This window comes from Micromonospora parathelypteridis, assembly GCF_014201145.1.
Taxonomy (GTDB): domain Bacteria; phylum Actinomycetota; class Actinomycetes; order Mycobacteriales; family Micromonosporaceae; genus Micromonospora; species Micromonospora parathelypteridis.
This window is the reverse complement of record NZ_JACHDP010000001.1, coordinates 541,002-562,189: the sequence shown is the minus strand read 5'-3', so window position 1 is coordinate 562,189 and position 21,188 is coordinate 541,002. Positions and strand designations below refer to the sequence as shown.

At 70.6% G+C, this 21,188-nt stretch carries 18 protein-coding genes; 10 read left to right on the top strand and 8 right to left on the bottom strand.

The window, feature by feature from the left end:
* The first annotated feature begins 5 nt into the window (after window positions 1-5).
* The 4 genes from HNR20_RS02385 to HNR20_RS02370 are packed head-to-tail and all read left to right on the top strand — an operon-like array spanning window position 6 to window position 4,077.
* Window positions 6-1,361, top strand: a complete 1,356-nt coding sequence (locus HNR20_RS02385; RefSeq protein WP_184176058.1) for an NtaA/DmoA family FMN-dependent monooxygenase — start codon at window positions 6-8, stop codon at window positions 1,359-1,361.
* Window positions 1,358-1,873: a GNAT family N-acetyltransferase gene (locus HNR20_RS02380; protein WP_221309665.1), complete on the top strand. Its 516-nt coding sequence runs from the start codon at window positions 1,358-1,360 to the stop codon at window positions 1,871-1,873. The genes HNR20_RS02385 and HNR20_RS02380 overlap by 4 nt, the downstream gene beginning before the upstream one ends.
* Window positions 1,870-2,934, top strand: a complete 1,065-nt coding sequence (locus HNR20_RS02375; RefSeq protein WP_184176056.1) for an LLM class flavin-dependent oxidoreductase — start codon at window positions 1,870-1,872, stop codon at window positions 2,932-2,934. The genes HNR20_RS02380 and HNR20_RS02375 overlap by 4 nt, the downstream gene beginning before the upstream one ends.
* 18 nt (window positions 2,935-2,952) lie before the next feature.
* Window positions 2,953-4,077 carry an LLM class flavin-dependent oxidoreductase gene (locus HNR20_RS02370; protein WP_184176055.1) on the top strand — a complete coding sequence of 375 codons (1,125 nt, stop codon included), beginning with the start codon at window positions 2,953-2,955 and terminating at the stop codon, window positions 4,075-4,077.
* Window positions 4,078-4,137: 60 nt separating this feature from the next.
* On the opposite strand, the gene HNR20_RS02365 is transcribed toward HNR20_RS02370, so the two are convergent.
* Window positions 4,138-5,595: a serine hydrolase domain-containing protein gene (locus HNR20_RS02365; RefSeq protein WP_184176053.1), complete on the bottom strand. Its 1,458-nt coding sequence runs from the start codon at window positions 5,593-5,595 to the stop codon at window positions 4,138-4,140.
* 149 nt (window positions 5,596-5,744) lie between these two features.
* Here HNR20_RS02365 and HNR20_RS02360 point away from each other — a divergent pair, with 149 nt between their 5' ends.
* The 3 genes from HNR20_RS02360 (at window position 5,745) to HNR20_RS02350 (ending at window position 9,458) form a co-directional block, all read left to right on the top strand.
* Window positions 5,745-6,326, top strand: coding sequence for a TetR/AcrR family transcriptional regulator (locus tag HNR20_RS02360; protein WP_184176051.1), 582 nt, complete (start codon window positions 5,745-5,747; stop codon window positions 6,324-6,326).
* Between the two features lie 160 nt (window positions 6,327-6,486).
* Window positions 6,487-7,140 carry a hypothetical protein gene (locus tag HNR20_RS02355; protein WP_184176049.1) on the top strand — a complete coding sequence of 218 codons (654 nt, stop codon included), beginning with the start codon at window positions 6,487-6,489 and terminating at the stop codon, window positions 7,138-7,140.
* A 236-nt stretch (window positions 7,141-7,376) separates the two neighbouring features.
* Entirely contained in the window at window positions 7,377-9,458 is a 2,082-nt protein-coding gene (locus HNR20_RS02350; protein ID WP_221309664.1) for a PQQ-dependent sugar dehydrogenase, read from the top strand.
* Here the strand turns inward: HNR20_RS02350 and HNR20_RS02345 are convergent.
* Together HNR20_RS02345 and helR are read right to left on the bottom strand one after the other, a co-directional pair.
* The gene (locus tag HNR20_RS02345; protein WP_221309663.1) at window positions 9,442-10,749 is read right to left on the bottom strand and encodes an MFS transporter; all 1,308 of its coding nucleotides are present in this window, start codon (window positions 10,747-10,749) and stop codon (window positions 9,442-9,444) included. The genes HNR20_RS02350 and HNR20_RS02345 overlap by 17 nt on opposite strands.
* 97 nt (window positions 10,750-10,846) lie before the next feature.
* Window positions 10,847-12,982 (bottom strand): RNA polymerase recycling motor ATPase HelR, encoded by a 2,136-nt coding sequence (gene helR, locus HNR20_RS02340; protein ID WP_229687491.1) that lies wholly within the window; start codon window positions 12,980-12,982, stop codon window positions 10,847-10,849.
* Window positions 12,983-13,480: 498 nt separating this feature from the next.
* Between helR and HNR20_RS02335 the strand changes: the two genes are divergently transcribed.
* The 3 genes from HNR20_RS02335 to HNR20_RS02325 all read left to right on the top strand — a co-directional run bounded on the left by HNR20_RS02335 (window position 13,481) and on the right by HNR20_RS02325 (window position 15,515).
* Complete coding sequence (locus HNR20_RS02335; RefSeq protein WP_184176045.1) at window positions 13,481-14,248, top strand: glycerophosphodiester phosphodiesterase family protein; 768 nt, start codon at window positions 13,481-13,483, stop codon at window positions 14,246-14,248.
* Between the two features lies 1 nt (window position 14,249).
* Window positions 14,250-14,798 carry an SLATT domain-containing protein gene (locus HNR20_RS02330; protein ID WP_184176043.1) on the top strand — a complete coding sequence of 183 codons (549 nt, stop codon included), beginning with the start codon at window positions 14,250-14,252 and terminating at the stop codon, window positions 14,796-14,798.
* 120 nt (window positions 14,799-14,918) lie between these two features.
* Window positions 14,919-15,515: a hypothetical protein gene (locus tag HNR20_RS02325; protein WP_184176041.1), complete on the top strand. Its 597-nt coding sequence runs from the start codon at window positions 14,919-14,921 to the stop codon at window positions 15,513-15,515.
* Window positions 15,516-15,584: 69 nt separating this feature from the next.
* Here HNR20_RS02325 and HNR20_RS02320 read toward each other — a convergent pair whose 3' ends face one another.
* The 5 genes from HNR20_RS02320 to HNR20_RS02300 all read right to left on the bottom strand — a co-directional run bounded on the left by HNR20_RS02320 (window position 15,585) and on the right by HNR20_RS02300 (window position 21,179).
* On the bottom strand, window positions 15,585-17,501 hold the full coding sequence (locus HNR20_RS02320; protein ID WP_184176039.1) for a glycerophosphodiester phosphodiesterase: 1,917 nt from the start codon (window positions 17,499-17,501) through the stop codon (window positions 15,585-15,587).
* 106 nt (window positions 17,502-17,607) lie between these two features.
* Window positions 17,608-18,348 carry a cellulose binding domain-containing protein gene (locus HNR20_RS02315; protein ID WP_184176037.1) on the bottom strand — a complete coding sequence of 247 codons (741 nt, stop codon included), beginning with the start codon at window positions 18,346-18,348 and terminating at the stop codon, window positions 17,608-17,610.
* 74 nt (window positions 18,349-18,422) lie between these two features.
* On the bottom strand, window positions 18,423-18,803 hold the full coding sequence (locus HNR20_RS02310; RefSeq protein WP_229687490.1) for a DUF742 domain-containing protein: 381 nt from the start codon (window positions 18,801-18,803) through the stop codon (window positions 18,423-18,425).
* Window positions 18,781-19,230, bottom strand: coding sequence for a roadblock/LC7 domain-containing protein (locus tag HNR20_RS02305; RefSeq protein ID WP_229687489.1), 450 nt, complete (start codon window positions 19,228-19,230; stop codon window positions 18,781-18,783). The genes HNR20_RS02310 and HNR20_RS02305 overlap by 23 nt, the downstream gene beginning before the upstream one ends.
* Window positions 19,227-21,179 (bottom strand): nitrate- and nitrite sensing domain-containing protein, encoded by a 1,953-nt coding sequence (locus tag HNR20_RS02300; RefSeq protein WP_184176034.1) that lies wholly within the window; start codon window positions 21,177-21,179, stop codon window positions 19,227-19,229. Before HNR20_RS02300 ends, HNR20_RS02305 begins: the two co-directional genes overlap by 4 nt.
* Window positions 21,180-21,188: the final 9 nt, after the last annotated feature.

Sequence of the window (21,188 nt, the reverse complement as noted above, 5' to 3'; positions counted from 1 at the left end):
CCATCGTGCCCAAGCAGATCATCCTGGCCGCGCACTTCCCCGGCGTGAACAACACCACCGTGTGGAGTGACCCGGCGTCCGGTAGCCAGATCGACTTCTCCTCCTTCGTCCACCTGGCCCGCACCGCCGAGCGCGGGAAGTTCGACTTCCTCTTCCTCGCCGAGGGGCTGCGTCTACGCGAGCAGCGGGGCCGCATCCACGACCTGGACGTGGTCGGCCGTCCGGACACGATGACCGTCCTCGCCGCCCTCGCCGCGGTCACCACCCACCTGGGTCTGGCCGGCACACTGAACACCACCTTCCGCGAGCCGTACGAGCTGGCCCGACAGTTGGCCAGCCTCGACCACCTCTCCGGTGGCCGGGCCGCCTGGAACGTCGTCACCACCTCCGACGCGTTCACGGGGGAGAACTTCCGCCGGGGTGGCTACCTGGACCGCTCGCTGCGCTACGACCGGGCAGCCGAGTTCGTGCGTACCGCCCGGGAGTTGTGGGAGTCGTGGTCCGCTGAGGCGGTCGTGGGCGACCGGGACCGCGGCCGCTACGTCACGGAGGCCGGCCCCGGCGGCTTCGCCCACCACGGCGACCAGTTCGACATCGCCGGGCACTTCACGGTGCCCCGCAGCCCTCAGGTGCACCCGGTGATCCTGCAGGCTGGCGACTCTCCCGACGGGCGTGAGTTCGCCGTGTCCAGTGCCGACGCGATCTTCTCCCGGCACGGCACGCTGGAGGCCGGTCAGGAGTTCTACCGGGACGTGAAGTCCCGGCTCGCCCGGTATGGTCGCCAACCCGACGACCTGAAGATCATCCCTGGTGTCACCTTCGTGCTCGGGGGCACCGACGCCGAGGCGCAGGAACGCGCCCACCACATCCGCCGGCAGCAGGTCAGCCCGCAGACCGCGATCCTGCTGCTTGAACAGCTCTGGAACCGGGACCTGTCCGGGTACGACCCCGAAGGCCCGCTTCCCGCCGAGGACCCGGACGTCTCCGGCGACGCGATCAGCCGGGGCCGGGCCGGCATGTATCCCGACCCGGTCGGCACCGCGCGGCAGTGGCGGATCCTGGCCGAGGAGAAGGGGCTCGGCATCCGCGACCTGATCATCGAGGTCACCGGCCGACAGTCCTTCGTGGGCACCGCGCAGCAGATCGCCGAGCGGATGAACCACTTCGTGCAGTCCGATGCCGCCGACGGGTTCATCCTGGTGCCGCACTTGACGCCGGGTGGGCTCGACGAGTTCGTCGACCAGGTCGTCCCGCTGCTTCAGGAGCGCGGCGTCTTCCGCACCGACTACGCCGGCACCACCCTGCGCGACCACCTCGGCCTCGGCCCCGCCCGCCCGGTCACCCAGGTCGGTGCGGCGTGACCCGGCCGGTCACCGTCTGCCATCGACGCTGGGACGACCGGGACGCCGTCGCCCTGCGCACGGCCATGACCGGGGAGATGCGTCAGCGGTACGCGGACCGCCTGTCCGACCCCATCCATCTGCCGGACGCGCAGGCGGTCGCTGCGACCTCCGTGGCCTGGACGGGTGTGGCGTACACCGCCGACGCCACGCCGGTCGGGCACGCCGCGCTGCGCTGGCACGGCCCGGACCTGGAGCTCAAACGGATGTACGTGCTGCCGGCGCACCGGGGACGCGGCGTCGCTCAGGCGCTTCTCGACGCGATCCGGGAGACCGCCGGTCGGCTCGGCGCGGCGCGGATCGTGCTGCAGACCGGCGACCGCCAACCCGACGCGATCCGTCGGTACGAGGGGGCGGGTTACCGGCCGATCCCGGTGTTCGCCCCGTACGACGTGTTGCCGTACTCGCGCTGCTTCGCCCTGGTGGTGCGGCCGTCCCTGACCCTGCCCGCGAAAGTGCCGGTCCCCGCATGAAGTTCCTGCTGATCACCCTGATCACCCATCTACCCGACCCGGTCACCGGCCACCGCCGAAGCACCACTGAGCGGTTCCGGGAGGTGGTCGACACGGCCGTCCTCGCGGAGGAACTCGGCTTCGACGGGTACGGCGTCGGTGAACGGCACGAGCGCCCGTTCATCTCCTCGTCGCCGCCGGTGGTGCTGAGCCACATCGCGGCCCGCACCTCGACGATCCGGCTGTTCACCGCGGTCACCACCCTCAGCCTGCTCGACCCGGTCCGTGCCTACGAGGACTACGCCACCCTCGACCACCTCTCCGGCGGCCGACTCGAACTGATCATCGGCAAGGGCAACGGCGCCGCGCAGGCGCAACTGTTCCACGTGACCGCCGAGGACCAGTGGGACCGCAACCGGGAGGGCTACGAGCTGTTCCGCCGGCTCTGGCGGGAGGACAAGGTCACCTGGTCCGGGACGTACCGGCCGTCGCTGACCGAGGCCGAGACCTGGCCGCGCCCGCTGCAGCAGCCGATCCGGGTCTGGCACGGCAGCGCCACCAGCAGAGAATCCGTCGACCTCGCCGCCCGCTACGGCGACCCGATCTTCTCGGCCAACGTCACCAACCCCATCGAGCCGTACGCCGAGCTCATCCGTCACTACCGGGAACGGTGGGTCCACTACGGGCACGACCCGGCCGACGCCCTCGTCGGTGCCGGCACCGCCGGCTTCTACGTGGCCCGCACCTCGCAGGAGGCGATCGAGAGGTACCGGCCGATCTTCGACGCCCGGGTGGCCGCGTTCCGGCGGCTCGGCGTGCAACCGGTCTTCGGTGACCTGGAGGACGCTCTGGCCCGCAGCTCGATCCTGGTCGGCAGCCCGGAGCAGCTCGTCGACAAGGTGCTGCGCTACCACGAGCAGTTCGGCCACGAGGTCATCCACCTGCAGGCCGACCACGACGGGCTGACCGACAAGCAGCACCGGGAGAGCCTGGAGTTGTTCCAGGCCGAGGTGGCGCCGGTGCTGCGCCGGGAGATCCCCAGCCGTCCCTTCCTTCCGCCGGTGACCGCGGCCGCGGTCTGACCAGAAACGGGGATCACCATGTCACCGACTCCACTGTCCATCCTCGACCTCTCTCCGGTGCCCGCCGGTGGCACCGTCACCGACGCCCTGCGCAACACCGTCGACCTGGCCCGTCGGGCGGAGCAGTCCGGCTACCACCGCTACTGGCTGGCCGAGCATCACCTCGCCGCCGGCGTGGCCAGCTCCGCGCCGGCCGTGCTCATCGGGCAGGTCGCCGCGGCCACCAGCGTTATCCGCGTCGGCTCCGGCGCCGTCCAGGTCGGTCATCGCACCGCCCTGTCGGTGGTCGAGGAGTTCGGCACCCTCGCCGCGCTGTACCCCGGCCGCATCGATCTCGGGCTCGGTCGATCCGGCCAGCGGCGCGTCGAGGCGGCTCGGGAAATCCCCGCGCCCACCGCACCGCCGGTGGAGGCCCAGGTGGTCGACGGCCTGCTCATTCCGCCGCCGTTCTCCTACGCCAGGGTGCTCGCCTCACCGCGCTTCGCCCTGAGCAGCAACCTGCTGCACCAACCGGGTGCGCAGCCACCGCCCTTTGCCGAACAGGTGGCCGACGTCCTGGCCCTGCTGCGCGGCGACTACACCGACGCGGACGGCCTGGACGCACACGCCGTGCCGGGGGAGGGCAGCGACGTCCAGGTGTGGCTGCTGGGCAGCAGCGGCGGGGAGAGCGCCCAACTGGCGGGTGCGCTGGGTCTGCCCTTCGCCGCCAACTACCACGTCAGCCCCTCCTCGGTGCTCGACGCGGTCGCCGCCTACCGCGCCGCGTTCCAGCCCTCGGACGCGTTCGCCGAGCCGTACGTGGTGGTCTCCGCCGACGTGGTCGTGGCCGAGACCGACGATGCGGCGCGTCGGCTGGCCGCACCGTACGGCCCGTGGGTGCGCAGCATCCGCAGCGGCGACGGTGCGATTCCGTTCCCGAGCCCGGAGCAGGCCGCCGCGCTGCCCTGGACCGACGACGATCGCGAGCTCGTCGCCGACCGGGTGGACACACAGTTCGTCGGATCAGCCGCAACGGTCGTCGACCAACTGCGCACGCTGCAGGACGTCACCACCGCCGACGAGCTGCTGGTCACCACGATCACCCACGCGCATGCCGACCGGGTCACCTCCTACGAGTTGCTCGCCAAGGAGTGGAACCACTGACCGTCACCGGGTGCCGGGCGACGCCGTCGGGCAGTCGGCGATCCCGGTCCGTCTCGCCTGTCAGGCGGTCCTGGGGGTGGCACGCATGCCCACGTAGCAGACCCGAGTGCCGTTGGTGAGGGTCAAGAAGACCACCGGCATGTAGTCCTCGCTGAAGGAGGGACCTGCGCCGGAGGCCGCGAAGACCGTCTCGGTGACCGGCTCCAGGTCCATCTCCAAAGGCGGCGACAGGTCCTTCATGTCATCGACGAACTCGTACCGCATGTGGGGGGAGCCGTCGCCCTTGCGCGAGACGGTGATGACGACGCCCTCGCGCTTGTACGTGCCCAGCAGCGGCGCGAGGTCGATCGCGGGCGGTACGGGTGCCGGGGCGAACGGTGCGGGCATGGCGACGCCGGCGAGTTCGGCGAGCAGGTCGCGGAACAGGTCCGCGTACAGCAGGCGGGCCGCGCCGCCGTTGGTCATCAGGACCAGGGCGACGCCCGCCTGCGGGACGACGCGCAGGTAGGCGTACTGGCCGATGGCGGCGCCGTCGTGGCCGTACCCGGCGATGCCATTCCAGTCGTAGAGCGTCCAGCCCAGGCCCCACCCGTCGGCGCTGACCGTCCACTTGTCGGGCACGTCGACCTCGCGGTGTCCCATCGCGGCGACCGCCTCGGCGGAAAGAAGGCGGGTGCCGTCGGCCGCGAGCCCGCCGTCGAGGTGCATCTGGGCGAAGCGGGCCATGTCGCCGGCGGAGACGATGACCCTGCCCGCCGGGCCGATGGAGCGGGGCATCGGGTCCCAGAACGGGGCCGGGTCGGGATCGGTGCCCGACTCACCCAGGTGGCTCATGGCGACGCGGAAACGCAGGGCCTCCTCCGGCAGCGTCATCGAGCGTTCCAGGCCGAGCGGCTCGAACAGGAGGCTCTTGAGGGCTTGGTCCCAGGTCAGGCCGGTGAGCCTCTCAATGACGCGGCCCAGCACGACGTAGCCGAGGCCGCCGTACGAGATGGCCGTGCCGGGTGGGCAGTCCAGTGCCACCCGCCGGGCGGCTTCGACGTACCGGGCGAGGCAGTCGTCACCCCGGCCGCCGTCGAAGTTGAAGTCGTTGGTCACGCCGCCGGTGTGGGACAGCAGCTGTCGGATGGTGATCGTCCTGGTGGCCTCGGGGTCGGGGGTGGCGAACTCCGGCAGCACGTCCACGACCGGCGCGTTCAGGTCCAGCTTCCCCTCGTCGGCCAGCCGCATGATGAGCGTGGCGGTGTAGACCTTGGCGATCGAGCCGGACAGGAACACCGAGTCCGTGGTCACCGCCACGCCGGTGCCGCGGTGCAGCACCCCGCTGGCCAGTTCGTAGACCCGCGAGTCGAGCACCACGGCCAGGCTCGCGCCAGGGACATGGTGGGCGGCACGCAGCTCATCGAATCGCTGCTGCCAGCGGTCGACGTCGAATCGTTGGCCGGTCGAAACCCCTGCCCCCCAGTCGCCCTGGGTCTGTACAGCACTGTCGGCGTTCCGGCTCATGGTCACGGACATCGAACTTCCCTTCGATCCAGCGCCGCCTCGGATCGGGGCGACGGGCCCTCTCTCGGCACGGCACGTGCCGTGCCGTTATTGCCGGCGCCCAGTGTGGCCAGGTGGCGGGTGAATGTCAACGGCACGTGCCGTGCCGATAGAGTGACGGCATGAGCGACGACCGCCGCACCAGAGCCGCCGACCGGACCCAGGCGATCATGCGCACCACTCTGGAACTGGCGCAGGAAGTCGGCTACGCCAAACTCAGCATCGAGGCGGTGGCGGCCCGTGCCGGCGTCGGCAAGCACACGGTCTACCGTCGCTGGCCCTCCAAGGGCGCCCTGTTCCTCGACGCGGTGCTCACCTCCGGCGAACCCGGGCTCGACTACCCCGACACCGGCGACGTCGTGGCCGACCTACGCCGACAGATCCACGCGGCCGTCGACCTCCTGGGTCGGCCGCCAATGGGTCCCCTCTACCAGGCCCTCGTGGGCGAGGCCCAGCACGATCCCCTGGTCGCCGCCGCGCTCAACGAACGCTTCATCCGCCCTCAGGCAGACAGGACGGTCGCCCGGCTGAGGAAGGCCCAGCAACAGGGGCAGCTCTCACCCGAGTTCGACCTCGACGTGGCCATGGCCATCCTGTCCGGGCCGCTGTACTTCAGGCTTCTCATCACGCAGGAGCCGCTGACCCACGAGTACGTCGAGCGCGTGCTCACAGCCCTTCTCGCTGGGATGACACCGAGACCGTAGGGTCCGGCAGCCGTATCGCCGCCGCGCGACAGACCGATCGTCACCGCGCCGAGCCGTGCGTGGTGGTCTCCGCCGTCCTTGCCGCCTCGTTTTGGCGCGTACCGATGCGGGTACCGGACATCCATCGATGTCACCGACCACGCAGCGGAAAGGACCGTCCATGCGCGACGAACTGCTCGTTGGGGTTGTGCTCAGCCTTACCTTCGCCACCGGTTGCACGTCGTCAGCCGACAGTCTCGGCGGCGATGCGGCAACCTCCGGCTCTTCGTCCGAAAGCGCGAACCTGACCAGCCCTTTCGCACCGAGCGCTTCGGCGACTGGCAGCTCCGAGCCGGGAGCTGAGGCGAGCGAGATCAGGCGGACTGACTGGGCCAACGCGGTCATCCGCAACCTGAGTTTCTGCGGCGAGTCCGACGACTCGGTGGCGTTCCGCAACGGTTCCAACGGCTTCGACGTGCCCTGCAGGATCCTGCCGGACGGTGCGCAGCCGGTGTACGCCGAGTTCATCGTCGAGGAGCCGGCGAACGCGCCGTCGACCGAGGACGCGCTCGTCCTGGTCGAGCTGGGTAACCCAGGCGCGGCACGGCAGCAAGCGCTCGTGCCGGTCCAGCTCTCGGACGGCGGCAGCGGCCGGTACGCGTGGCCGGTCATCAAGGGAGACGACTCCAGCGCGGCCGGCGACCGGGTGATGACGTTCATCTCGTACCAGGTGGTGGGCCAACACGTGGAGGCCACCGTCCGCAATCTCGACGGCAGCACCGAGAACCGTCGGTGGCGCAAGGCCGACGGCAGCGGAAACTGGGAAAGGTACTAGTAGCCGCGCGGCCGTCGGGGCGTCCGCGCGTGCCGGTGCCAGAGGATCTGCCGGGCCTGGTGGCCTGCCCTTCCGGACATCGCTGCGACATCCGGGTTTGTCGCCGATCGAGCGACATCGTTTGACATGCTCCGGCAATCCATCTTTGATTATCGATGTTCCTTGTTCGACTTGGTCGGGCGCTGGGTCGTCGGCGCCGGGTCGGGCCGGTCAACACCCCCGATCCTGGAGGATCGATGCCAGTCTTCGCGCGGACCAACCCCCGGCACCCACGATGGCGGCTGCTGCCGGCGGCGATGGCAGCGGTGACGCTGCTGACCGTGGCGGTCGGCGTCCCGGCGTCGGCCGCGGCCCCCTCGACCGTGGTCGGCGTGGCGTCGGGTCGCTGTCTGGACGTGGTCGGCAACTCCAGGACGGCCGGGGCCGGCATCAACATCTACGACTGCAACGGTCAGGCCAACCAGGCGTGGAGTCTCACCTCGGCCGGTGAGTTGCGGGTGTACGACGAGACGATGTGCCTCGACGTGGTCGGCCAGGACACCACCGCGCCGGCCGCTCTGCAGATCAACGGCTGCAACGGCGGTGCCAACCAGCGCTGGCGGATCAACACCAACGGGACCATCGTCGGCGTCCAGTCCGGCCTGTGCCTGGACGTGACCGGCGCCGGCACCGCCAACAGCACCACCGTCGGTCTCTGGACCTGCAACGGGCAGGGCAACCAGCGGTGGACGACGGCCCTGGGCAGCGCCGACAGTCAGCCGCCCACAACGCCGGGCAGCCCGCGGGTGAGCGGCCTGACCTGCAACTCCGTGACGTTCGCGTGGAACGCCTCGACGGACAACGTCGCGGTGGCCTTCTACGACGTCTACCACGACGGTCAGCTGATGAAGTCGGTGAGCGGCTCGACGCTGTCCACCAGCCTCACCGTCGTCGCCGGTGCGACCTGGGGCCTGTACGTCAACGCCCGCGACGCCGCTGGCAACGTGTCCCAGGCCAGCACCACCGTCTCGATCACACCACCGCCCTGCCAGGCCGACACCCAACCGCCGACCGCGCCGCAGCAGCTCACCGGCACCGCGTCGGGCACCACGGTGACACTGCGTTGGACGGCGTCGACCGACAACATCGGTGTCCGGGCGTACGACATCTTCCGCGGTGGCGTGAAGGTCGGCACGGTGACCGGCGCGCCGCCCGCGACCACCTTCACCGACAGCGGGCTGGCGGCGAACACCGCGTACCAGTACTACGTGGTGGCCCGGGACGCGCAGGACAACACGTCGTCGCGTAGCGGCACCACGACGGTGACCACCGGCGCGGCCTGCGGCAATCCGGTGTGCGGGGTGCGGCAGGTCAGCACGGACACCGACATCCCGTGGGGTCTGGTGACGTTGCCCGACGGCAGCGTCCTCTACAACCGCCGCGACGCGCACGACATCATCCAGCTCAACCCCACCACCGGGGCCAAGACCAACGTGGGCACGGTGCCGAACGTCCAGAGCACCGACGGTGAGGGTGGCCTGCTCGGGCTCGCCATCTCGCCCAGCTTCGCCAGCGACCGCTGGCTGTACGTCATGCACACCTCGCCCAGCGACAACCGGATCGTCCGAATCAGGTTGGAGAACGGCCGACTCAACACCGCCAGCGAGCAGATCCTGGTCAGCGGGATCCGGCGGAACAAGTACCACGACGGCGGTCGGCTGCGGTTCGGCCCGGACGGCAAGTTGTACGCCAGCACGGGCGACGCGCAGAACGGCGCCTACGCGCAGGATCGGGCGAGCCTCGAGGGCAAGATCCTGCGTCTCAACCCGGATGGGACCGTGCCTTCGGACAACCCGTTCGGCAACTACGTGTGGAGCTACGGCCACCGCAACCCGCAGGGGCTGGCGTTCGACTCGCAGGGCCGGCTGTGGGAGCAGGAATTCGGCAACTCGATCATGGATGAGACCAACCTGATCACCCGGGGCGGCAACTACGGATGGCCGGCGTGCGAGGGCACCAGCGGCACCTGCGGCACCGCCGGGTTCATCGCGCCGGCGCGTACCTATCCGACCGCGGAAGGGTCCTGCTCCGGGATCACGATCGTGCGGGACGCGCTCTACGTGGCCTGTGCGCGTGGCGCCCGGATGTACCGCGCGGTGATCAGCGGTAGCAGCCTGACGAACGTGCAGACGTACTTCAGTGGCACCTACGGCCGGTTGCGGACGGTGGAGCCGGCTCCCGACGGGGGGTTGTGGTTGACCACCACCAACCTCGGTGACAAGGACAGCACCCCGAACAACAGCAACGAGAAGATCCTCCACGTCACCCTTGGCGGCTGACCGCGGCGGGTGGCGGTTGCTTCCGCTGCTCCGGCTCCGCTGAACCGGCGGACCGGTTCAACCCCCGCCGCAGCGCCCAGGCGGTGACGGCGGTGGCCAGCGTGCCACCCGCGCCCGCGACCAGCAGGGTGGTCGGGGGCGAGGTGGCGTCGAGCAGCAGGGCCCCGCCCAGGTAGGAGAGCGCCGCGGCGATCCCGATCGCGCCGTACAGGTTGCCGAAGACCCGGCCGAGCATCGCCTCGGGTACGGCTCGTTGCAGCAACGTGCTGGAGGCGACGTCCATGGCGGCGATCCCGAGTCCGCGTACCGCCTGCATGACGATGGCGGCACCGACCGCCCAGGCCAGTCCGGTCAGCAGGTTGCCGACGCTGCTGATGGCGAATCCCGCGATCAGCAGCCCGGCGGTGGACACGCGCATGCCGTACCGACTCAGCAGCAGGTAGCCGACGAACAGCCCAACCCCGACCGCTCCCAGCAGCAACCCGACCGCCGAGCCCTCAGCGTCGAAGGTCTTCGTGGCCAGCAGGACCAGGGCAACGTCGTCGACGCCGTTGAACGCCACGACTGCGCAGAACCCCAGCGCGACCACCCGGACCACCGGGGTCGACCAGAGGTAGCCCAGGCCCGCGCGCGCGTCCCGCAGCAGGGAGCCCTGGCCGGCATCCCCGCCGGCGGGCACCGGCATCCTCGGGAGCGTTGCCAGCAGGACCGCCGAGAGCAGGAACGACACGGCGTCGACCAGAAGCACCCCGCGTACGCCCATCAGTGGGAACAGTGCCGCCGCGAGCAGCGGGCCGATCGCCTCGCCGCCGTTGGTGCCGAACCCGACGGTGGAGTTGGCGGCCTCCAGGTGCCGGTCGGGGACCAGGGCCGGCACCGCTGCCCGGGAGGCTGGCTGGAACACCTGCCCGGCGATCGCCCGGACCGCCACCAGCGCCAGCAGCACCGGCAACGGCGGCAGCAGTACGGCGATCAACAGCACCATCCCGCCCTGGACCAGTTCCGCGGTGATCATCACCCGTCGCAGGTCGAATCGGTCGCTGAGCGCGCCTGTGAGCGGGCCGAGCAGCGCTGGCGCGAAGTCGCCGACGAGCAGCAGCACCGCGATCGCGAACGCCTGTCCAGTGCTGTCCGCGACGTGAAAGATCAACGCGACCAGGCTCAGGGAGTCGCCCGCGTACGAGATGACCCGGGCCGACCACAGCGTCCGGAAGGCCGGGTTCTGCCGCAACAGACGTATTCCGCCGTGGGTGGGTTGGCCGCCGTCGGCGTCGATGGCCGGACCCGTCACGACAGCCTCACTCCTCGCACTCGTGGTGGCTTGTGCGGACGGTAACGAGCCGACTATCTCGGCTCAACGCGATTTTCCACCCGGGGGTCGAGCGCCCTCAGCAGCTCGTCAGGATGACGAGCTGCTGGGTCGCCCGGGTCATCGCGACGTAGCGGTCGACCGCCCCTTCGATGCCCGCACCGAAGGCTTCCGGGTCGATGAGGACGACGAGGTCGAATTCGAGCCCCTTGGCCTGCTCCGGGCTCAGCGACCGGACGCGGGACATCGGCGGGAACGTCGGGTCGCCGATGACGCAGGCGATCCCGTCGGCGTGCGCGTCGAGCCAGGTGTGCAGGATCGAGGAAAGATCAGAAACCGATCCGTGTACGACGGCGAGCCCGTTGCTGCGGATCGAGGTCGGTACGTTGGCATCTGGGAGCACCGCCCGGATGATCGGCTCGGCTTCCGCCATGACCTCCTCCGGTGTCCGGTAGTTGATGCTCAGGGAGGCCAGGGTGATCCGGTCGAGCCCGACCCGCTCGAGGCGTTCCTGCCACGACTCCGTGAACCCGTGCCGGGCCTGGGCCCGATCCCCGACGATCGTGAAGCTGCGCGACGGGCAGCGCGCCAGCAACATCTGCCACTCGGCGTCGGTCAGTTCCTGGGCCTCGTCGACGACGATGTGCGCGAACGGGCCGGCGAGCAGGTCCGCTTCGATGCCGGGCAGCGCCGAATCGTCGACCAGGGCGTCGCGCAGGTCGGGTTGGCGCAACATCGTCAGCAGGCCTTCACCGTCGTCGTAGGCGTCGGCCGCGAGTAGCTCGTCGACGACCCTGGCCATGTGTTCGCGTTCGGCGGCGGCAGCGGGGTCGCGCCGACGCCTGCGTTCCGACCCCTCCGGGTCGCCGAGCCGCTGTCGTGCCGCGTCCAGGAGCGGTAGGTCGGACACGGTCCAGGCCTGGGCGTCGGCGCGCTGCAGCGTCCGGACCTCCTCGGCGCTGAGCCAGGGGGCACACTTGCGCAGGTACGCGGGCACCGACCACAGGTCTCCGACGAGGTCGGCCGCGTCGAGCAACGGCCAGGCGCGGTTGAAGGTCGTCCGCAGTTCCCGGTTCCGCAGCAGCGACGTGCGGAGCAGGTCGTCCGGCTCGTCGCCGTCGGACTTGTCGACCAGGATCGTGAGCAACTCCTCCCAGATTTCGTCCCGCGCCTCGTTGTGCGGCGTGCCGGGCCCCGGCGCCTGGAACGCGTTGGCCCAGTCGTCGGCGCTCAGCCAGATGTCGGACACGTCGGTCGTGACCGTCATGGGTTTGACCGGTGGTTCCTCGTAGAACCGGACCGCCGCGTCGATCGCCTTGACCAGGTCCGCGGAGGCCTTCAGCCGCGCGACGTCCGGGTCGGGTTCGATGGTCGCCGCGGCGCCCTCGGGCACGAGGTCGCGCAGGGTGCAGGTCTGCACGTCCTCTTCCCCGAGGCTGGGTAGGACGTCGGCGACGTAGGCCAGGTAGGGCTGGTGCGGCCCGACGAAGAGCACCCCGCCTCGGCGCTGGCTGAGACGCGGATCGGAGTAGAGCAGATAGGCGGTGCGGTGCAGCGCGACGACGGTCTTGCCCGTGCCCGGACCACCGTCGACGACGAGCGCGCCGGCCGATCCGGCGCGGATGATGGCGTCCTGGTCGGCCTGGATCGTACTGAGCACGTCGCGCATCCGGGTCGACCGAGCGCTGCCCAGGCTGGCGATGAACGCGGACTGGTCGTCGAGCGCGACGGCGTGCCCCACGAACCCGTCGGGGGTGAACACCTCGTCCCAGTAGTCGCTGATCTGGCCGCGGGTCCAGCGGTACCGGCGGCGGCTCGCCAGGCCCATCGGGTTGCCGTGGGTAGCGCCAAAGAACGGCTCGGCCGCCGGAGACCGCCAGTCGAGCAGCAGCCGCCGACCCGTGCTGTCCGTGAGGCCACGTCGACCGACGTAGACGGGCTCGGTGGTGTCCACGCCGACCACGTGGCCGAGGCACAGGTCCAGACCGTAGCGACTCAGTGCCCGCAGGCGACCGGTCAGCCGGCGGACCTCCATGTCCCGGTCCACCGCCTGCCGGCCCTTGCCGCCAGGTGCCTTGCGCTCGGCGTCGAGGCGCTCCGAGAGTTCGGTGTGCAACTGCTCGAGACTCTCCGCCATGGCAGCGAAGTGCTGCTCGTCGTGGCTGATCAGCGCCGGGTCGGCCTTGGGGGAGAGGCGATCGGGAAGGTCGAACACGGAGGTGGACGAAGAATTCAATTCACGACTTCCATTCGGCAGATTCTGGGCTCGGCCGACGATTTTGCGGCACGACCCGGGCCTTGCCGCAAGCCCCCCAATGCGCTATATGTTAGAAGTGGCAGGGACCGCGTGTTCCCGTTTCGCCTCTCTCCCCAGGCCCGATGATTGGCCGATCAACCCCTGATCGTTGGCTGACCGCCCGTTGCTCCCGGCTGACCGGCACGCCACCCACCCCACCCCAGCGCCGACGCCGCGCCAGGATGCCGTGCTGGCCGGCGCGGAGACGATCCGGCGCGCCTGAGGCGTCCTGGAGGTGAGCGGCTTCATGACTAGACGGACGGCGGCTACCTGCGGCAGTGTCTAGCGTGGACGTTCCGCCGAGGGCGTTCGCAGGGGAGGCTAATTGTGCGACGGGCCACTATGAACTCTCGCGCCAGCCGCGTCGAGGCGCGTCGAGAGCACGGCGGCACGCCCTCGGAGGCTCAGGAGGATCGGGTGGCGTCCGACGACCGCTGGCTGCGAGAAACCCCGATCGCACACCGAGGCCTGACCGGCGACGATCGACCTGCCAACTCGCTTGCGGCGTTCGAGGCGGGGGCCGACGGTGGCTATGCCTGCGAGTTGGACGTGCAGCTCACGAGAGCCGGCGAGCTCGTCGTGGTGCACGACCACGATTTGACCGAACTCACTGGTCAGTCGATCCGTACCGCGGAGCTGACCCCGGCCGACCGGCAGCGACTCAGGTTGAACGGCACCGACCAGCACATTCCCACCCTCGCCGAGGTATTGGAACGGGTCGCCGGGCGTGTGCCACTCCTGATTGAGCTCAAGCGGCCGAGCCTGTCACTCAACTTCGATCTTGTGGACGAAGTCTTTCGGCAGACGGCGGGTTACCCGGGGCGCTACGCGGTCGAATCCTTCGACCCGTTACTGGTGGCGGCACTGCGGGTCGCGGTGCTGCGAATGCCGCCCGACCAGCGGGTGCCGGTGGGGCGAATCTGTGGACTGCTCCGCACGGCCGGGCCGGTGACGCGAATGGTCGGCCGCAGCATGGTCAGCAACCTGGTTACCCGCCCGGATTTCCTGGCCTACGAGGTCGACGGATTCCCCTCCGGTCTGACGGCGTGGTGGCGCCGCCGGGGTGTTCCGGTGATTGCCTGGCCGGTAACCTCGCCCGATCGGGAGATGTTCGCCCGTCAATTCGCCGACAACATCGTGTTCTCGGGCTATAGACCGTCTCCGGGCGACGATCTAGCATCGTAACGTGTCTATTGATCGTGGGCAGCGTGGGGTGTTGGCCGGATCGCAGAAGTCTGCTACTGGAGATCCGTTACAGGATTACCGGGCGCTGGCCGAGGCGAGCGTCAACAAGCTCCGGGACCAGTATGATTGGCGGGCGAAATGGCACCGCCGACTGTTCCGATTCAGCGGCATCCTGGTCATCGTCATCAGCGCGTCCCTCCCGTTGCTCGCGGGCTTCAGCTACCCGGGAAAGAACCTCATAATCGCGGTCTCGGGCGTGGTCATCGCGACTGCCACGGCGTTGCGGACCTTCTACCAGTGGGATCAGATGTGGGCTCTGCTGCGCCGCACCCATTTCGCGCTCATCGAGGCGAACAACCAGTGGAGACTCGCATTCGGCCGTGCGGAGGCGACGGCCGATCCGATGGAGCGCGAGCAACTCGCCTATGCGGCCACTGAGGCACTGCTCGCAAAGATCGAAGATATTCGAAGCGCCGAGACGGAGAAGTTCTTCAGCTCGTTGGCCTTTCCGGACGAGACCACGCTGGCCCGCAGGCCGTTCCACCCCTGACCACTCGGCTGGCTGGGCCGAACCAAGGGTTGCTCGGTGGAAGACCTGATTCGAATCCAAGGGCCACCCGGGGGAGGTTCCCGGAGGTCGGACGAGCGGGGCGGCCAGATGATGGCTCGCATGAAACGCGCTGCGCTCTATGTGATCGCCGGGCCGGTGGGCATCGCGGCCTACGGCCTTGTCCGTCTGTGGGGAAAGTCCGACGGGGTGTACGGCCCGGGATTCGACTGGCAGGCCGCACACCTGGTCGCCCTGGCCGGCATGGTGTTCTTCGTCCCCGGGGTCCTCACGCTGGCCCGCCTGCTACCCCCCAGCCCATGGCGCACCGGGGTGGTGGTCCTCACGTTGGTCGGGCTCGCCGCGACGATGGTGCAGTTCGGCGCCGACATCGTGGAGGGGCTCCTGGCCGAGGACCGGGCGGAGATGTCGGCGCTCAGCGCGGACTTCAAGGACATCCCCGGCGTCGAGGTGGCCTTCTACGACGTCGTACCCCAGTTGTTCTTCCTCGGCCTGGTCGTCCTCGCGGGGATGCTCGCCGCCAAGCGGCGGCTGCCGTGGTGGAGCGCGCCGCTGCTGCTCGTCGGCATCGTCCTGCCGGTGGTCACCCTCGACCTGCTCCCCATCGGCGGCCTGTGCATGCTGGTGGCGTTGTCGCCGGCACTGCGGACCGTGGCGCGGCAGGATGAGCGGGCCACGTCACCCGTCGCCGTCCACTGAGGCCTCATCTGATGCGCTGGCCCCCACCGTCGGAGTCGACGCCGGGGGCCAGCCTGCGATGTCGGACCGCTACTTCAGCGCGAGGGTGCGGGCGTCGGCGGCGATGACGCTGGCGACCGGGGCCGGAACCAGCTTGCCGGCCTGCCGGTCGGCGTAGGTGGCCAGCTCGGCGTACTCGGCCCGAACCAGCTTGGTGGTCATCGCGTTGACAGCGGTCGGATCGGCACCGGACGTGAGGATCAGGTACCCGAGACCGGCCTGGCTCACCGTCACGGTGAAGGTGCTGGTCGCGGTGGCGGTGCCCTCAGGGCCGGTCACCTCGGTGGAGATGGTGTGGCGACCCGCGGTCAGCTTGGCCAGGTCGAGCTTGCGCCCCGCGGCGGACTTCTTGCCGTCGAGCGTGACGGTGACGGTGTCCGCGTTCGTCGCGGCAACCGCGATCACCGGGGACTGCGCCCGGTCGAGCCGAGCCCCGTTGGCCGGTGAGGTGATGGCCACCGTCGGGTCGGCCGAGGCCCGCTGCAGGAACGCCGAGTTCCAGCCGACCAACTCGGACGCGCGGTTGGTGATGATCGCGTCGGTGCCGATCCGCTCCAACCGCTGCCACAGGCCGGCGGAGTCCATCGTCCAGGCCATCACGGCGACCCCGGCGGCGTGCAGCGGGGCGACGACCTCCGGCTTGGCCAGCAGCGCGTTGCCGTCCGGGTTGTACGCGGTCAGGTGCAGCTCCTTGGCGATCGCCACCGGGTCGGCGTCGAGGGTGCTGCGGAGCAGGCCGAGCGGCAGCTCGGGGGCGAGTTCGTAGGTGTACCGGAGGGCGTCGACCTCGAAGCTCTGGATGAAGACGCGGCCCATCATCTGCTCGTCCCGGATCACCTGGATGATCGTGGCGACCTCGTCCCGGGTGTGCTTGCCCTTGATTTCCACGAGCAGGTTGCCGCCGCGGGTGCGCAGGTCGGCGAGCTGCTCGGCCAGGGTGGGCACCCGCTCGCCGACGTACTGCGGGCCGAACCAAGAGCCGGCGTCGAGCGCCTTGATCTGCGCGGCGGTCAGGTCCCGGATGTTGCCGGTGCCGTCGGTGGTCCGGTCGACGGTGCCGTCGTGCAGGATGAACGGGATGCCGTCCTTGCTCGGCTGGACGTCGTTCTCGATCCAGTCGGCGCCGCCCTTACGCGCGATCTCCTGCGCCACGAGGGTGTTCTCCGGCGCGGCGGCGGACGCGCCTCGGTGGGCGATCACGGTGAACGGGCTGCCCTCGGGGCGGAGGTAGCCGTTCGGCGCCAACTCGGTGACGGTGACGTCGTCGTACGACACGGTGGCGCCGTTGACGAAGAGCCCCTGGACGCCGTTGGCGGAGCGCTGGAGGCTGTTCGTCCGCATCGCCTCCCGCCCGTCGAAGATCCAGCGGGCCTGGTTCCCGTGTACCTCGACGGCGACGCGGACGTCCCGACCGGTGCCGGCGGCGTACGGGGCCGAGGCGGTGTTCGTCACGACCCAGGCGTTGGCCGTGGTCCGCTGGGCGAACTCGAGGCCGTTGGCGGCGGTGGTGCCGCTGCGCATGGTGGCGATCCACCACGGGGTGGCGCCGTCGGCGGGCACGTCGACGCCGAGTGAGGCCCAGCGCGTGGCGGCCGAGACCGACTCGAAGCGCATGGTCGCCTCAAGGCGGAAGTCGTTGAGGTGTCGACCGAAAGTGATCTTGTTGTTCTCGCTGGAGCTGGTCGAGGTGCCGTACAGCCGGCCGTTCTCGACCTTCCAGGTGCCGTCCACCGCGTTCCAGCCGGCGGGCAGCGACCCGGACGAGAAGTTCTCCGAGACGACGACGCTGCCCGGCTCGGCGGTGGCGGGTGACGACGTCGCGACGGTCACCGCGACGGCGGCGCCGGTGACGGCGAGGGCAGCGATGGTGGCGGAGGCCCGGGTACGCAGGGCGCCGAGCGTCGACCCGGCGCGGCCGAGCGACGAGGGTACGAGTGGGACAGTCATGGCCGGAACGGTACGAAGCGCGCCCGAACTGATGCTCAATCATGCATGGCTGTCGCCGGAACGCTCGGTGTACCGCATTCGATCGGCCCGGGTCGGCCCAGCCCGGTCAGTTCGGCAGACCGGTGCAGGCGACCCCGTCGATGGTGCACGCCTGGGGGCCGGAACCAGCGACCGAACCGTTGACCCGGAACGTCACCCGGACCGATGCGCTGCCGGGCACCTGGCCGGCGCTTCCGTCCGGCACGAACGTCCACACGGCACCGTCGCGACTGGCCCGGGCGCCTTCGACCGCGCTGACGCGCAGGGACTCCCGGGGCAGGGTGACAGTCAGCGTCCACTGCGGCACCGACACCGAACCGGGATTGCTGATCGTCACGGCCGCGCCATAGCTGAGCAGGGCGTTGTCCGCGATGGCGAACTCGGCGTTCAGGGGGGCCGGTGCGGGTGGGGCCGTCGAACCGGTCGGTACGGGTCGGGTCGACGCACCGCTGGTCGGTGGGGTCGCGGTGGCCGAGGCGGCGGGTGGGGGAGCGGGCAGCGCCGGGCTGGTGACCGCCGGTCGCGCCTGCGGCCGGGGGGTGCCGGGCGGCGGTGTGCCGACCTGCTCGACGGAGGCTGGCGGGTCGAGAGCCACCGGGGTCAGCTCCTCCGGCGTACGCAGCACCCCGATGATGGAGGCGGCTGTCGCGATCAGCACCCCGACCGCCGCGATCATGGCCACCCAGGCGGCCCGCGAGAAGTCGTCCCGACCGGTGAGCACCCGCCGTGCGGCCGTGAGCAGGGCCACGATCCGGTCCAGCACGATGATCGCCACGGTACGGCGTGGCTGGGGTGGTGTTGCCGGCACTGCCTGTCTCTCCTTCAGTTCGTCGCCGGGTGCCCGCTCGCGATCCGTTCGGGCCGCGGTCGGCACCAGCGCTGTCACAGGGTGCGGAGCCCGACGAGTATCGCTTCGAGCAGGTCCTCGGTCGGCAGCTCCGACAGCATCGGCGGATCGTGGGTCTCGATCAGCCCGGCCGTGAGCAGGTCGCCGAGCAACACCCGGACTGTCCCCAGCGGAAGGTCCAGCTCGGCGCCAACTTCGGCCACCGACACTGGATGGTGACACAGCTCGACGATCCGCGCCTGTTCAGGGAAGAGCGGTGTGGGCGGCGTGACTGCCCGCCGGGCGACGACCAGTGAGATCAGGTCGAATTGACCGCGAGCCGGCGCGGTGCGCCCGCCGGTCATCGTGTAGGGCCGGGCGACCGGGCCCGCGTCGTCGTCGTACCACGCCTCGTCAGCGGTGCCGCTGGTGTGCACCAGTGTCCCCGATCGTCGCCGAGGAGGCCGGTCCCAAGGTGATCGGCAGGTGCCGCTCGGCCTGCCCCACGAAGAGCGCCACCTCGTACGCCATGTCGCCGACCTCGACGTCATCCCCGGCGATCCGCACGGTGAGGATCGTTCCGTTCGGGATGGTGGCGATGAACAGGAACGCTCGCGACATCTGCACCACGACCTGGCGCAGACCGCCCGCGTCGCAGGTCCGGGTCGCGGCCAACCCGAGTGCGATCAGGCCGGCGACCACGCCGGAGATCTGCTCGGCCAGTTTCGCCTCCACCTGTCGGGAGCCGCCGAGGGCCAGCCCGTCGGGGGAGAGCACGACGGCGAACTCCGCGCCGTGCACTCGGTCGACCAGGCGGTCCAGGGCGCCGGTCAGGCTGTCGTTGGTGGCCACTGCAGACGTCATGGGTGTCTCCTCGCTGTTCTCGCGACCGGCATCTCGACCGTGTCGAGGCTGGTCCTGCCGTGTTCGGGGCTGGTCGGCCCGGTGCGACGGACCCGTGTCGGCAGCTCGCCGTCGCCGTTCGGGTCGGGCAGGTCGGCGCCGTCGCGGGCCGGCGGGTACGGGGCGCCGGGTGGTGCGGTGGCCGGTCCACGTCCGGTGTCGCTCTCCGTGACGAGCCGGGCCGGGAGGAGCACGATCGCGGCCGTTCCGCCGCGCCGACTGGGGCGCAGCGAGACGTGGGCGCCGCATCGCTCGCCGAGCACGGCGACGGTGTACAGACCTGCGGGGCCGGTGGGCGGGCCATCCGGCGGAGGGTTGCTGAGCAGGTGGTTCGCCTCGGCCAGCGCGGACGCGTCCAGCCCGGGCCCATCGTCGGTGACCAGGACCGCGCACCCCTGCGATCGGTGCTCCCCGGTCACCCGGACGGTGGTGTCCGCCGGCGAGAAGGCGAGGGCGTTCTCGATCAGCTCGGACAGCAGGTGGATGACGTCCGTGACGGCGGGACCCGCGATGGACCACGGCCAGTGCGGGGCGATCAGGACCCGGTGGTAGTCGGGTACCTCGGCGACCGCACCGCGAGCGACGTCGAGCAGTGGCACCGGGCGCCGCCAGCGGCGGGCGGGCGTCGCGCCGGCCAGGGCGATCACCTTCTCCACGTTGCGTCGGATCCGGGTGGTGAGGTGGTCGAGCTGGAACAGCTCGCCGGTCTCCTCGGCGGACCGCTCCCGGCGCTGCATCCCGTCGAGCAGGCTGAGCTGATCGCGCAGCAGGACCTGGTTGCGTCGGGTGAGCCTCAGGAACAGCTCCCGGTCGGCGCCGCCCGGAGTTGCCGGGGCGGCCGGGGTCGGGGCCGGGGCCGGGGCTGGGGCCGGGGGTGGGGGAATGATGTCCGGCCTGGTCAGCTCGTCGGTCAGGCGTCGGACGGTGCCCGCCCAGCTCAACAGGAGCATGAGCACGACGATGAGGCCCAACCCCACCACCGCGCCGGTACGCGCGACGATCACGGCGGCACCCGGCGTGGCCCGCTCGACGCTGCTGCGGGCGGTGGTCGTGACAAGTGTCTGCAGCGCGTCGAGGGCGGCGTCCGCGGCGGCGCGCCAGTCCTGGACGGTGATCCCGGCCAGTGCGTTGCCGGTGTCCGCCCGGAGCAGCCTGTCCTCCAGGGCGAGCAGGCCCGCGAACTCGGGGCCGGCCGCTATCCGCTGGTGCGCGCCCTGGCCGTCGACGCTCAACCCGGCCGCCGCCTCGGTCCGCGCGAACCGCTGGTTGCTGACGAGTTCGCCCAGTCGGAGTCGCTCGTCGACGCCGAGCGGTGCACCGGTCAGGGCCGCGCTGACCAGGGTGTCCTCCCGGGCGAGCAGTTCCCGGGCGCGGGCCAGCGCGATCACCGCGCGGGTGTCGGCGGCCAACGCGCTCTCGTACGCGCCCCACTCTGGGCCGTACACCCGGAAGGCGCCGTCGATGACCTGGTCGTACCCGTCGAGGGCCGCCGCCTGGTCGAGCCGCCCGGCGTCCACCTGGGAGCGGATCGCGCCCAGACCGTCGAGCCGTCGGACCAGTTCGCCGGCCCGGTCGCGGACCTCGCCGGCGCTGAGCAGCCGAAGGTCACTGCCCTCGCTGAACTCGCGGACCTCGGCGGCGGCCCGGTCGGTGCCCTCGCGTGCCCCGGCCAGCGGGGTCACCGTCGGCGCGGCCCCGGCGATCGTCTCGGTGGTGACCCGGCGTTCGGTCTGCAGGCTCAGGATCAGGCGGTCGAGCGGCTGGCCCAGATTGTCCGCCAGGGCGCGCACACGCAGCAGATCGAAGGCGTCCTGGCTGCTCACGTAGGCCGCGTACGACCAGAGCGTGATCAGCACGGCGGCCAGTACCACCAGCCTGGTCCGGATCAGCCGGACCTCGTTACGCGTCACGTCCCGCTC